Source organism: Pseudomonas fitomaticsae (assembly GCF_021018765.1).
In the GTDB taxonomy this organism is placed as follows: domain Bacteria; phylum Pseudomonadota; class Gammaproteobacteria; order Pseudomonadales; family Pseudomonadaceae; genus Aquipseudomonas; species Aquipseudomonas fitomaticsae.
In genome coordinates, this window is sequence record NZ_CP075567.1 from 2,054,153 (window position 1) to 2,067,561 (window position 13,409).

13 protein-coding genes are annotated in these 13,409 nt (G+C 61.4%); 4 read left to right on the plus strand and 9 right to left on the minus strand.

Annotation, left to right across the window (positions count from 1 at the left end):
• The first annotated feature begins 126 nt into the window (after positions 1-126).
• Entirely contained in the window at positions 127-747 is a 621-nt protein-coding gene (locus tag KJY40_RS09300) for a DUF5666 domain-containing protein (protein WP_039769760.1), read from the plus strand.
• Between the two features lie 55 nt (positions 748-802).
• On the opposite strand, the gene KJY40_RS09305 is transcribed toward KJY40_RS09300, so the two are convergent.
• The 8 genes from KJY40_RS09305 to gcl all read right to left on the minus strand — a co-directional run bounded on the left by KJY40_RS09305 (position 803) and on the right by gcl (position 10,226).
• A complete protein-coding gene (locus tag KJY40_RS09305) occupies positions 803-1,801 on the minus strand; it encodes a sulfate ABC transporter substrate-binding protein (RefSeq protein WP_127797317.1) in 999 nt (332 codons plus the stop codon).
• 106 nt (positions 1,802-1,907) lie between these two features.
• Entirely contained in the window at positions 1,908-2,732 is an 825-nt protein-coding gene (locus tag KJY40_RS09310) for an ion transporter (protein ID WP_230736329.1), read from the minus strand.
• Between the two features lie 21 nt (positions 2,733-2,753).
• Positions 2,754-3,668: an urea transporter gene (locus KJY40_RS09315; RefSeq protein WP_230736331.1), complete on the minus strand. Its 915-nt coding sequence runs from the start codon at positions 3,666-3,668 to the stop codon at positions 2,754-2,756.
• Between the two features lie 145 nt (positions 3,669-3,813).
• Positions 3,814-5,229: a pyruvate kinase gene (gene pyk / locus KJY40_RS09320; RefSeq protein WP_127797320.1), complete on the minus strand. Its 1,416-nt coding sequence runs from the start codon at positions 5,227-5,229 to the stop codon at positions 3,814-3,816.
• Positions 5,226-6,500, minus strand: coding sequence for a glycerate kinase type-2 family protein (locus tag KJY40_RS09325; RefSeq protein ID WP_114881924.1), 1,275 nt, complete (start codon positions 6,498-6,500; stop codon positions 5,226-5,228). Before KJY40_RS09325 ends, pyk begins: the two co-directional genes overlap by 4 nt.
• A gap of 170 nt (positions 6,501-6,670) precedes the next feature.
• Entirely contained in the window at positions 6,671-7,564 is an 894-nt protein-coding gene (locus tag KJY40_RS09330; RefSeq protein WP_085605836.1) for a 2-hydroxy-3-oxopropionate reductase, read from the minus strand.
• A gap of 42 nt (positions 7,565-7,606) precedes the next feature.
• A complete protein-coding gene (hyi, locus tag KJY40_RS09335) occupies positions 7,607-8,389 on the minus strand; it encodes a hydroxypyruvate isomerase (RefSeq protein WP_085733713.1) in 783 nt (260 codons plus the stop codon).
• Positions 8,390-8,450: 61 nt separating this feature from the next.
• Positions 8,451-10,226 (minus strand): glyoxylate carboligase, encoded by a 1,776-nt coding sequence (gene gcl / locus KJY40_RS09340; RefSeq protein ID WP_230736333.1) that lies wholly within the window; start codon positions 10,224-10,226, stop codon positions 8,451-8,453.
• A 268-nt stretch (positions 10,227-10,494) separates the two neighbouring features.
• Here gcl and KJY40_RS09345 point away from each other — a divergent pair, with 268 nt between their 5' ends.
• Both KJY40_RS09345 and KJY40_RS09350 read left to right on the plus strand, forming a co-directional pair.
• Positions 10,495-10,935, plus strand: coding sequence for a GlcG/HbpS family heme-binding protein (locus KJY40_RS09345; protein WP_230736336.1), 441 nt, complete (start codon positions 10,495-10,497; stop codon positions 10,933-10,935).
• A gap of 197 nt (positions 10,936-11,132) precedes the next feature.
• A complete protein-coding gene (locus tag KJY40_RS09350) occupies positions 11,133-11,591 on the plus strand; it encodes an REP-associated tyrosine transposase (RefSeq protein WP_230737668.1) in 459 nt (152 codons plus the stop codon).
• Between the two features lie 113 nt (positions 11,592-11,704).
• Here the strand turns inward: KJY40_RS09350 and KJY40_RS09355 are convergent, their stop codons facing one another.
• Positions 11,705-12,310, minus strand: coding sequence for a TetR/AcrR family transcriptional regulator (locus tag KJY40_RS09355; RefSeq protein WP_007959290.1), 606 nt, complete (start codon positions 12,308-12,310; stop codon positions 11,705-11,707).
• A gap of 134 nt (positions 12,311-12,444) precedes the next feature.
• On the opposite strand from KJY40_RS09355, the gene KJY40_RS09360 reads away from it, so the two are divergent.
• Complete coding sequence (locus tag KJY40_RS09360; protein WP_230736338.1) at positions 12,445-13,359, plus strand: DUF808 domain-containing protein; 915 nt, start codon at positions 12,445-12,447, stop codon at positions 13,357-13,359.
• The last annotated feature ends 50 nt before the right edge of the window (positions 13,360-13,409 follow it).

Below are 13,409 nucleotides of genomic sequence, written 5' to 3' on the forward strand. Positions count from 1 at the left end.
AATCCATTGTTCATCGGCGAACCTTGCGTCCGACCGTTGAGTGGCGATGATACATTCACTTACATCTTGTTCGATAGCGTGCTTATGTTGTGACCGGGTTTCAGCGTTCATCAACGGAGGATTGCAATGTTTCGTCAGTTGCTTCGCCACACCACAACGATTGCCCTGATCAGTCTGCTCGGCGCCACTGCTGTGCAGGCCGCCGAAGCGCCCGGCATGCGCATGGGCGTGCGCGGCGAGATCACCGGGGTCAGCCCCGACTCGCTCAAGGTTCACGTCAACAGCGGTGAAAACGTGGTGATCCAGTTGACCCCGGACACCAAGGTTCGCGCGGTCACCCTGGCCAATATCGAAGACATCAAGCCCGGCAGCTACATCGGTTCGGCTGCCATTCCCCAGGAGGATGGCACGCTCAAGGCGCTGGAGGTTCATGTCTTCCCACCGGAACTGGCCGGCAGCGGCGATGGCCATCGGCCGTTCGACCTGGCCAAGGGCAGCAGCATGACCAATGGCAGCGTCGGTGATCTGGTGGTGAGTAACGGCCGGGTGCTGACCGTCAACTACAAGGGCGGCCAGCAGAAGATTCTGGTTCCCGAGGACGTGCCGATCGTCAACCTGACGCCGGGCGATCGCAGTTTGCTCAAGGTGGGCGTGAAGATCGTCACCTTCGTGACCCAGAGCGCGGACGGCACGCTGACGGCGCAGTCCATCTCCGCCGGCAAGGATGGCGTCAAGCCGCCCATGTAGCCGCCCACAAAAAAGGCGACCTCTTCAGGTCGCCTTTTTCATTTCAGCTCAAGCCTTACTGGCCGCTGTAGATCTGGTCGAAGATCCCGCCATCGTTGAAGTGGGTCTTCTGCACGGTGCGCCAGTCGCCGAAGGTCTTCTCGACCGACAGGAAGTCGACTTTCGGGAAACGGTCGGTGTACTTGGCCAGTACCGCCGGGTCACGTGGACGCAGGTAGTTGGCGGCCGCGATTTCCTGACCTTCCGGCGACCACAGGAACTTCAGGTATTCCTCGGCAGCGGCGCGGGAGCCTTTCTTCTCGACCACTTTGTCGACCACCGACACCGGCGGCTCGGCTTCGGCGGAGACGCTTGGGTAGATGACTTCGAACTGGTCGCGGCCGAACTCGCGGGCGATCATTTCGGCTTCGTTTTCGAAGGTCACCAGCACGTCGCCGATCTGGTTGGTCATGAACGTGGTGGTGGCGGCGCGGCCACCGGTATCCAGCACCGGCGCCTGCTTGAACAGCTTGCCGACGAAGTCTTTCGCTTTGTTCTCGTCACCGCCGTTTTTCAGCACGTAGCCCCAGGCCGACAGGTAGGTGTAGCGGCCGTTGCCCGATGTTTTCGGGTTCGGCACGATCACCTGCACGCCGTCCTTGAGCAGGTCCGGCCAGTCTTTCAGGGCTTTCGGGTTGCCTTTGCGCACGATGAACACGGTGGCCGAGGTGAACGGCGCGCTGTTGTTCGGCAGGCGGGTGACCCAGTCCTTCGGCACCAGTTGGCCGTTATCGGCGAGGGCGTTGATGTCGGTGGCCATGTTCATGGTGATGACGTCAGCCGGCAGGCCATCGATCACCGAACGGGCTTGCTTGCTCGAACCGCCGAAAGACATCTGCACGGTGATGTCTTCCTTGTGCTCGGCTTGCCAGTGTTTCTGGAACGCAGCGTTGTAGTCCTTGTAGAAATCGCGCATCACGTCGTAGGAAACGTTGAGCAGGGTCGGTGCGGCCTGAGCCACGCTGCCGAAGGCAAGACCAGCGGCGAGAAGTGAGGCGCCAAAGAGTTTTTTCACTGCGCATTCCTTGTTCTGTAGGGGTGTTTTTTTACAAAGATGAGGCCATTTGCCAGCGACTATAGCGGGGCCCGCATAGTCGTTTAAAGATTAAAAAGAACTTTGCTTATTCCATTTTATTGAACAGCGCATTGCCGCAACGGGAGCAGAACGACGCTTCGTGTTCATGGCTGTTTTTCTTGCACACGGGGCAGTCGTGTTGCAGCTGACCGCCGCGCATGGCGGTGGCCAGTTCAGCGGTGAAAATCCCGGTCGGCACGGCGATGATCGAATAACCGGTGATCATCACCAGCGACGAAATCACCTGGCCGAGAACGGTCCTCGGCACGATGTCGCCGTAACCCACGGTGGTCAGGGTCACGATAGCCCAATAGATGCCTTTGGGAATGCTGGTGAAGCCGTGCTCCGGGCCTTCGACCACGTACATCAGGGTGCCGAACACCGTGACCAGGGTGCAGACGCTGAGCAGGAACACGAGGATTTTCTGCTTGCTGCCGCGCAGGGCGTCGAGCAGGTAATGCGCCTGCTTCAGGTACGGGCCGAGCTTGAGCACACGGAAGATCCGCAGCATCCGGATCACCCGGATGATCAGCAGGTACTGGGCATCGCTGTAATACAGCGCGAGGATGCCCGGCACGATCGCCAGCAAATCCACCAGCCCGTAGAAACTGAAGGCGTAGCGCAGAGGTTTGGGCGAGCAGTACAGGCGCAGCAGGTACTCGCCGAGGAAGATGATCGTGAAGCCCCATTCGATGTACGCCAGCACATCGGCGTAGTTCTGGTGGACTTCATCGATGCTGTCGAGGATCACGATCACCAGACTAGCGAAGATGATCAGCAGCAGGGTCTTGTCGAAACGGCGGCCGGCCACCGTATCGGTCTGGAAAATGATCACGTACAGGCGATCACGCCACGTGTTGTTGCCGTTCATTCATATCGCCTTGGCCATCAATCAGCGCAGCCTAGGTTGATTCTCCCCGTTAGTGCAAGGCGCGACGTTGATCTGCGGTTGGCGCATCAGGCGAATGCCGGTGCGCAGCAGCCAGCAGGCGAGAATGAACGGTGCCGTGAGGGTCGCCAGACCCAGGGCACTGAACAGCGGCGTCAGCAGCAGCGCCAGGCCGATGCCGAACACCGGCAGCCACGGTTGCTGGCGCTGGGCGCTGAAGGCGAGGGCGGCGAGCACAGCGTTGTAACCCCCCAGACCCAGCAGCGCGACCTGGCTGTCGTGGTGCAACAGACTGGAACCCAAGCCAATCGCCGAAGCCAGCAGCGCCCAGGCAAAGGCCCGGCGATCGGCGATCAGCAAACCGGCGGCGATCAATCCACCGGCCAACGGATGGTCGAGGAACATCACCTGACCGAAGCCTTTCAGGGCGGCGCCGAGCAGGTTCACGGTATTCAGTTCAAGCGCCGGTGCGGCGGACAAAGGCTCGGCGAAACACAGGAACACCCAGCTCAGCAGCACGAACGGCGCAGTGTAGGCGGGCAGGTACTCGGTGAGGCGTGCGCGTTTGAGCCATTGCTGCGTGATCATCGCGCTCAGACCACCGGCCGCCAGAATCAGCGGTGGCAGCATCGGCGACCAGGGGAAATACAGGCTCAGCAACAGGCCGACCAGCACGCCGTTGTAGCTGAACAGTCCGGCCTGGCGATCCGCCTTGGCGTAGTTGCGCCGTTGCGCGGTGAGCAAACCGGCGACCGCACCGAGCAGCGCGCCGGCGAACAGCACCGGCGCGGTGAATAAAATGGCCAAAAGGCACAGGAGTCCACACAGCGGATGGCGCTGGAGGAAAATTTGACTGAAGCCGTTGAGCAACGCTTCGGCCCAGTCAGGGCAGTGGGTGTTGAAATGATTGGCAGGCATGTCTGGAGAATCTGGGCAGTAGGAAAATCAAAAGGTCTTGCGTGAAGCTGTAGCGAGGGAGCTCATACCCGGTGAATGCGGTGTCTCTTGTGGAAACCGTCATGCCGAGCGACGGGAGCACGCTCCCTCGCCACACAGGTGTTGCTTAAATCAATGTTTCGATCCGCAGCGAATTAGTCGACCCCGGCTGCCCGAACGGCACACCCGCGGTGATCAGCAACGTATCGCCACGCTCGGCCATACCTTGAGCCTGAGCGATTTCCAGCGCGGTCGAGCACACCTCGTCCACCTGACGCAGGCGATCATTGACCACCGAATGAATGCCCCACGCCACGCTCAACCGGCGGGCGGTCTGCAGGTTCGGCGTCAGGTTGAGGATCGGCGCTTTCGGCCGCTCCCGCGCGGCACGCAGACTCGATGCGCCGGACTCGCTGTAGTTGACCAGCACCGCCACCGGCAGCACGTTGCTGATCCGGCGAATCGCGCAGCTGATTGCATCGGACACGGTCGCTTCGGCTTTCGGGCGGCTGACGTCGAGTTGGGTCTGGTAGTCCGGACCGTTCTCCACCTGGCGGATGATCTTGCTCATCATCTGCACGGCTTCCAGCGGGTACTCGCCGGACGCGGTTTCTGCCGACAGCATCACCGCATCGGCGCCTTCGGCCACGGCGTTGGCCACGTCGGTGACTTCGGCGCGGGTCGGCGCCGGGGAGAAACGCATCGACTCGAGCATCTGCGTTGCCACCACCACCGGTTTGCCGAGCTGACGGCAGGTCGTGATGATGTTTTTCTGGATCTGCGGCACGCTTTCGGCCGGCACTTCCACGCCCAGGTCACCGCGAGCCACCATGATCGCGTCGCTCAGTTCGGCGATCTCGCGCAGTTGCTCGACGGCCGACGGCTTCTCGATTTTCGCCATCAGGAATGCCTTGTCGCCGATCAGTTCGCGGGCCTCGATGATGTCTTGCGGACGCTGCACGAACGACAGCGCGACCCAGTCCACACCCAGCTCCAGACCGAAGCTCAGGTCGCGACGATCCTTGGTGGTCAGCGGGCTCAGGTCGAGCACCGCTTGTGGCACGTTCACGCCTTTGCGATCCGACAGCTCGCCGCCATTGAGTACGGTGGTGTCGATCGCGTCGGTGTATTTGGTCACGACCCGCAGGCGCAGTTTGCCGTCATCGAGCAGCAGATCCATCCCGGCTTCCAGCGCGGCGATGATCTCCGGATGCGGCAGGTTCACCCGGCGCTCGTCGCCCGGTGTTGCGTCCAGATCGAGGCGGAAGGCCTGACCGCGATGCAACTGAACCTTGCCGTCAGCGAACTTGCCGACCCGCAGTTTCGGCCCTTGCAGGTCCATCAGGATCCCGAGCGGATAGTTGAGCTGGCGCTCGACTTCGCGGATCCACTGATAGCGCTTGGCGTGGTCGGCGTGATCGCCGTGGCTGAAGTTGAGGCGGAAGATATTGACCCCGGCCTCGACCAGCTCGCGGATGTCTTCGATGCCGTCGACGGCAGGCCCGAGGGTGGCGAGGATTTTGACCTTTTTATCAGGCGTCATGATTTAGAGCTCTCGAGGATCAGGATGGCGCGGAAGTCGTTGACGTTGGTGCGGGTCGGCTCGGTGACGATCAGCGCATCGAGCGCCGCGAAGTAGCCGTAACCGTTGTTGTTATCCAGCTCGTCGCTGGCGCTCAGGCCGAGGGCGGCGGCGCGGGCGTAGCTGTCCGGGGTCATGATCGCGCCGGCGTTGTCTTCCGAGCCGTCGATGCCGTCGGTGTCACCGGCCAGCGCATAGACGCCGGGCTGGCCCTTGAGGCTGTCGGTGAGGCTGAGGAGGAATTCGGCGTTGCGTCCGCCACGGCCATTGCCACGCACGGTCACGGTGGTTTCGCCGCCGGAGAGAATCACGCACGGCGCTGCCAGCGGCTGGCCGTGATGAATGATCTGGCGCGCGATGCCGGCGTGGACTTTCGCCACTTCGCGGGATTCGCCTTCCAGGTCGCCGAGGATCAGCGTGCTGAAACCGGCCTGACGGCATTTCACCGCCGCGGCATCCAGCGATTGCTGAGGGCGGGCGATCAACTGGAAGTGACTGCGGGCCAGGCTCGGATCACCGGGTTTGACGGTTTCCGATTCCGGGCTTTGCAGCCAGGTGCGCACGGAGGCCGGAATCTCGATGCCGTAGCGCTTGATGATCGCCAGCGCTTCGGCGCTGGTGCTCGGGTCGGCCACGGTCGGGCCGGAGGCGATGACCGTGGCGAGGTCGCCCGGCACATCGGAAATCGCGTAGGTATAAACAGTCGCTGGCCAGCAGGCCTTGCCCAGGCGTCCGCCCTTGATCGCCGAGAGGTGCTTGCGCACGCAGTTCATCTCGCCGATGGTCGCGCCGGATTTGAGCAGGGCTTTGTTGATCGACTGTTTGTCGGCCAGGGTGATGCCTTCGGCCGGCAGCGCCAGCAGGGCAGAGCCACCACCGGACAACAGGAAGATCACGCGGTCGTCTTCGGTCAGGTTGCTGACCAGTTCCAGCACGCGTTTGGCCACGGCCAGACCGGCAGCGTCCGGCACCGGGTGCGCGGCTTCGACCACTTCGATTTTTTCGCACGGGGCGCCGTGACCGTAGCGGGTCACCACAAGGCCCGAGACTTCACCTTCCCAGCAGCGCTCGACCACTTGCGCCATGGCAGCGGCAGCCTTGCCGGCGCCGATGACGATCACGCGACCTGTGCGATCTGCCGGCAGATGCGCTTCGAGGACCTGGTTCGGATGGGCCGCGTCGATGGCTGTGGCAAACAGCTCGCGCAGCAGTTGTTGCGGATCGACCGACATGGCGGGCTCCCGGAATTCTTGTTATTGGGATAGAGCGACAGCGATGCAGCGACGCGATCCTTGTGGGAGCTGGCTTGCCAGCGATTCAGGCGCTGCGGTCTTTCAGGCCGAGCGAGTCGATGCCATCGCGGGCAAGCCCGCTCTCACAGGGAGCGGGTCAGAGGCGCAACTTACTTCTTGTCGCGAATCGAGAAGTTGGCCATGTGTTCCAGGCCCTTGATCAGCGCCGAGTGGTCCCAGTTGCTGCCACCAATGGCCGCGCAGGTGCTGAACACTTGCTGGGCGTTGGCGGTGTTCGGCAGGTTGATGTTCAGCTCCTTGGCGCCTTGCAGGGCCAGGTTCAGGTCCTTCTGGTGCAGGCTGATGCGGAAGCCCGGATCGAAGGTGCCCTTGATCATGCGCTCGCCGTGCACTTCGAGGATCTTCGAGGAGGCAAAACCACCCATCAGCGCTTCACGCACCTTGGCCGGATCGGCACCGTTTTTCGAAGCGAACAGCAGGGCTTCGGCCACGGCCTGAATGTTCAGGGCAACGATGATCTGGTTCGCCACCTTGGCGGTCTGACCGTCGCCATTGCCACCGACCAGGGTGATGTTCTTGCCCATGGCCTGGAACAGCGGCAGTGCGCGTTCGAAGGCATCGGCGTCGCCACCGACCATGATGCTCAGGGTCGCAGCCTTGGCACCGACTTCACCACCGGACACCGGAGCGTCGAGGTATTGCGCGCCTTTCTCGTTGATCTTCGCCGCGAAAGCCTTGGTGGCGGTCGGCGAGATCGAGCTCATGTCGATCACGACCTTGCCTTTGCCGATGCCGGCAGCGACGCCGTCGGCGCGGAACAGCACGTCTTCGACCTGCGGGGTATCCGGCACCATGACGATGATGAATTCAGCTTCCTGGGCCACTTCGCGTGGGTTGGCCAGGGCCACGGCGCCAGCGGCGACCAGGTCGGCAGGGGCGGCGTCGTGGTGCGCCGACAGGAACAGGCTGTGACCGGCTTTCTGCAGGTTCGCCGCCATTGGGTGGCCCATGATGCCGGTGCCGATGAATCCGATTTTAGCCATGAGAAAATCCTCTTGTTTTTGTCTTGCTCAAGCAAATAAGGGTCAGATCGCGTTGTGGGTCTTCAGCCAGCCGAGGCCCGCTTCGGTGGTGGTCAGCGGTTTGTATTCGCAGCCGACCCAGCCCTGATAACCGATGCGATCGAGGTGTTCGAACAGGAAGCGGTAGTTGATCTCGCCAGTGCCCGGCTCGTTGCGGCCCGGGTTGTCGGCCAGCTGCACATGGTTGATCTCGCCCAGGTGCGATTGCAGGGTGCGGGCCAGATCGCCTTCCATGATTTGCATGTGATAGATGTCGTATTGCAGGAACAGGTTGGCGCTGCCGACCTGCTCGCGAATCGACAGGGCCTGTGCCGTGTTGTTCAGGTAGAAACCCGGGATGTCGCGGGTGTTGATCGCTTCCATCACCAGTTTGATGCCGACGGCTTGCAGCTTGTCGGCGGCGTACTTGAGGTTGGCGACGAAGGTCTTTTCAACGGTGGCATCGTCCACGCCCTGCGGACGGATACCGGCCAGGCAGTTGACCTGGGTGTTGCCCAGAACCTGTGCGTAAGCGATGGCCAGATCGACCCCGGCACGGAACTCTTCCACCCGGTCCGGCAGGCACGCGATACCGCGCTCGCCCTTGGCCCAGTCACCGGCCGGCAGGTTGAACAGCACTTGGGTCAGACCGTTGGCGTCGAGTTTGGCCTTGATTTCGGCAGAGCTGAAATCGTACGGGAACAGGTACTCGACACCGCTGAAGCCAGCCTTGGCGGCGGCGTCGAAACGGGCAAGGAAATCCTGTTCGGTGAACAGCATGGACAGGTTGGCTGCGAAACGCGGCATGGTGGTCTCCCGTTAGAATGATCGCTCCCGCGCCCGGCGCGGGAACGAACGGCAAGCAGTTTTAATCGAGCAACGAAATCGCCGTTGGCGCATCGTTGCCGACCAGCGCCAGGTCTTCGAATTCGTTGACGGCGTTGATCTCGGTCCCCATGGAGATGTTGGTCACACGCTCCAGAATGATCTCGACGATCACCGGCACCTTGAACTCTTCGATCAGCTCTTCGGCCTTGCGCAGGGCAGGGGCGATGTCAGCCGGTTCGAACACACGCAGCGCTTTACAGCCCAGGCCTTCGGCGACTGCGACGTGGTCGACACCATAACCGTTGAGTTCCGGCGCGTTCAGGTTATCGAAGGACAGCTGCACGCAGTAGTCCATATCGAACCCGCGCTGGGCCTGACGGATCAGCCCCAGGTACGAGTTGTTCACCACGACGTGGATGTACGGCAGTTTGAACTGAGCGCCGACCGCCAGTTCTTCGATCATGAACTGGAAGTCATAGTCCCCCGACAGGGCCACGACTTTACGGTTCGGATCGGCCTTCACCACGCCCAGCGCTGCCGGAATGGTCCAGCCCAACGGGCCGGCCTGGCCGCAGTTGATCCAGTGACGAGGCTTGTAGACGTGCAGGAACTGCGCGCCGGCGATCTGCGACAGACCAATGGTGCTGACGTAGCAGGTGTCCTTGCCGAACACCTGGTTCATTTCTTCGTAAACGCGCTGCGGCTTGACCGGGACGTTGTCGAAGTGGGTCTTGCGGTGCAGGCTGGCCTTGCGCTGCTGGCAGTCCTGCAGCCAGGCACTGCGGTTTTTCAGCTTGCCGGCGGCTTGCCATTCACGGGCGACTTCGATGAACACGGTCAGCGCGGCAGCGGCGTCGGAAACGATGCCCAGGTCCGGGGTGAACACGCGGCCGATCTGGGTCGGTTCGATGTCGACGTGAATGAATTTGCGGCCTTCGGTGTAAACGTCGACCGAGCCGGTGTGACGGTTCGCCCAACGGTTGCCGACGCCCAGTACCACGTCGGATTTCAGCATCGTGGCGTTGCCGTAACGGTGCGAAGTCTGCAGACCGACCATGCCGACCATCAGCGGGTGATCGTCCGGAATGGTGCCCCAGCCCATCAGGGTCGGGATCACTGGAATGCCGGTCAGCTCGGCGAACTCGACCAGCAGTTCGCTGGCATCGGCGTTGATGATGCCGCCACCGGCCACCAGCAATGGACGCTCGGCCTGATCCAGCATCGCCAGGGCTTTTTCGACTTGCACGCGGGTGGCGCTTGGCTTGGCCAGCGGCAGTGGCTGGTAAGCGTCGATGTCGAATTCGATTTCAGCCATCTGCACGTCGAACGGCAGGTCGATCAGCACCGGGCCCGGACGGCCGGAGCGCATTTCGTAGAAGGCTTTCTGGAAGGCGTAAGGCACCTGGCCCGGCTCCAGAACGGTGGTCGCCCACTTGGTCACCGGCTTGACGATGCTGGTGATGTCGACGGCCTGGAAGTCTTCCTTGTGCATACGGGCGCGGGGTGCTTGCCCGGTGATGCAGAGGATCGGGATCGAGTCCGCGGAGGCGCTGTACAGACCGGTGACCATGTCGGTACCGGCAGGGCCGGAAGTACCGATGCACACGCCGATGTTGCCGGCCTTGGTGCGGGTGTAGCCCTCGGCCATGTGCGAGGCGCCTTCAACGTGGCGAGCGAGGACGTGATCCATGCCACCGACTTTCTGCAGGGCGGAGTACAGCGGGTTGATTGCAGCGCCTGGAATGCCAAAAGCGGTATCAACCCCTTCACGGCGCATCACCAGAACGGCGGCTTCGATTGCTCTCATTTTGCTCATGGTTTTGTGCCTCTTTACGTTTTGTAATTGTATACAAGTGGCTTTGCGCAGAGTGTATTCACGGCGGACGGCGCAGGTCAATCCATTTTCTCAAGCGCCTGTTTCATTCGTCGGAAGCCTTTTCTGCTGTGGCTTTTCGTCGCATGGAGCGCTTTTCGAGAATTATTGTATACAAAAAAATAATTCATTGTGTTCTATTTGTTGCATCGGGCTGCGGCAGAAAAGCGCAGTCCACCGGCTTTCCCAATAACAAAATGAGGACGGCACCATGAGCGCTTTAACCTTGAAAGTCGCAGTCAACCTGGTCAACGAAGCCATCAGCGCAGGGCGGGCGATCTCCGCCGCGCCGCTGACCATCGCAGTACTGGATACCGGCGGCCACCTGGTCACCTTGCAACGCGAAGACGGCGCCAGCCTGCTGCGCCCGAACATTGCCATCGGCAAAGCCTGGGGCGCCATCGCCCTCGGCAAGGGCTCACGCCTGCTGGCGCTGGACGCACAACAACGCCCGGCATTCATCGCCGCACTCAACAGCATGGGGCAGGGCAGCGTCGTCCCGGCACCGGGTGGTGTGCTGATTCGTGATCAGGCGGGCAACGTGCTGGGAGCGATCGGCATCAGCGGCGATCTGTCGGACATCGATGAGCAGGTGGCAATCAAGGCCGTAGAGGCCCTGGACCTGCGGGCGGATGCGGGGGTGGCTGCGTGATTTGCGGCGTTTGAACTGACGCCATCGCGAGCAGGTCACGGTGACCTCATTTGTACTGAAGAAACTCGGTCGAATGTGGGAGCGGGCTTGCTCGCGAAGGCGATTTTCCAGACACATCCAGCTAAAAATCCTGCCTTCAATGTTCGATGTTCCGGGCTAGCCTTTTCATGAAGTCAATCATGAGAAAAGGCAAAGGAATGCCGGAACTGTCTGCATCACACCGACTGAGAGTCGGACGCTTTTCCGAACAAAACCACATCTATCTCCTGACAGCCAATACTCATAAGCGCGAGCCTGTCTTCAAGGATTACGCCCTGGGAAGACTAGTTGTTCATCAGTTCAGGCATGCACAAGAAAAGGGGGTTATCGACTCACTGGCTTGGGTCGTCATGCCGGATCACTTCCACTGGCTGGTGCAATTGCAGAAAGGATCGCTGGGGCAGTTGATGTGCCAGGTCAAATCCTTGAGTGCTAGACCAGTCAATTCAGCGACTGGCAGGACGGGTAGTCTGTGGCAGCCAAGCTTCCATGATCATTCGCTTCGGCGGGAAGAAAATCTGGTTAGAGTGGCACGGTATGTCGTGGCCAACCCCCTGCGGGCTGGGCTGGTGGAAAAGCTTGGTGACTATCCGCTGTGGGATGCGATCTGGGTCTGACCGTGAGACCGAGGTGCCGCATTCGCGAGCAAGCCTGCTCCCACATTTGATTTGTGGTGTTCATAGATCGAATGTGGGAGCGAGCTTACTCGCGAAGCGGTCACCGCAGTCTCTCAGTCCGGCTCGCAGCCCTTGAGCACCAACCGGATGATGGTTTGTGCTGCGGCTTCATAGTCGGCTTCGTCGAGCTTGTCCTTGCCGGTGACGGCGGAGATCTGCCAGTCGAAGTCGGCGTAGGTCTGGGTTGCGGCCCAGATGCTGAACATCAGGTGGTTGGGATCGATCGGTGCGATCTGGCCGCGGTCGATCCAGGTCTGGATGCAGTCGATGTTGTGCTTGGCCTGGCCGTTGAGCTGCTCGACGAGGTCGGCGCTCAGGTGCGGGGCGCCGTGCATGATTTCGCTGGCGAACACCTTGGAGGCGAAGGGCAGGTCGCGGGAGATGCGGATCTTCGAGCGGATGTAGCCGCTCAGCACTTCGCTCGGTACGCCGTCCGGGTTGAACGGGGTCGAGGCCTGCAGGATCGGTACGATGATACTTTCCAGCACCTCGCGGTAGAGGTTTTCCTTGGACTTGAAGTAGTAGTAGACGTTGGGCTTGGGCAGTCCTGCCTTGGCGGCGATGTCGCTGGTTTTGGTCGCAGCGAAGCCCTTGTCGGCAAACTCTTCACTGGCTGCACGCAGGATCAGTTCTTTGTTGCGCTCGCGGATTGTGCTCATAAACCCGGTGGTTCCTTGCCTGTTCTGGCGGTTGCGCATGGTAGCACCGGCCTCGCGCGGCGCTCAACAATGCCCCGTGTGGCCCACAGTCGCGGTATGCTGCGCGGCATTATTCACATAAGGAAACATGATTCATGGCAGGAAGCAGTTTGCTGGTGCTGATCGACGACATCGCTACCGTTCTGGACGACGTTGCGTTGATGACCAAAATGGCTGCCAAGAAGACCGCCGGCGTGCTCGGCGACGACTTGGCGCTCAATGCCCAGCAGGTCTCCGGCGTACGCGCGGAGCGGGAAATCCCGGTGGTCTGGGCGGTGGCCAAGGGCTCATTCGTCAACAAACTGATCCTGGTGCCCTCGGCGCTGGCGATCAGTGCGTTCGTGCCGTGGCTGGTAACGCCGCTGCTGATGGTCGGTGGCGCCTACCTGTGTTTCGAGGGTTTCGAAAAGCTCGCGCACAAGTTCCTGCACAGCAAGGCCGAAGACGAGGCCGAGCATGCGCAATTGGTCGACGCCGTGGCCGATCCGGCCACCGATCTGGTGGCGTACGAGAAGGACAAGATCAAGGGCGCGATCCGCACCGACTTCATTCTTTCTGCGGAAATCATCGCCATCACCCTCGGCACCGTGGCCGACGCTTCGCTGACCCAGCAAGTGATCGTGATGTCGGGCATTGCCATTGTCATGACCGTGGGCGTTTACGGGCTGGTGGCCGGCATCGTCAAACTCGATGACCTCGGTCTGTGGCTGACTCAGAAGCCCGGCGCTGCGGCGAAACGTATCGGCAACGGCATCCTGCGTGCGGCGCCGTACATGATGAAAAGCCTGTCGGTAATCGGCACGGCGGCGATGTTCCTGGTCGGTGGCGGCATCCTGACTCACGGCGTGCCGGTGGTGCATCACTGGATCGAAAGCGTCGGCGCAGCGGCCGGTGGCGCCGGGTTCGTGGTGCCGATGCTGTTGAACGGCGTGGCGGGGATCATCGCGGGTGCAGTGGTGCTGGCGGGCGTGTCCGTGATCGGCAAAGTCTGGAAAGCCCTGAAAGGCTAAGACCCGATTCAAACAAAAAGGCCATTCGACTCGCATCGAATGGCCTTTTT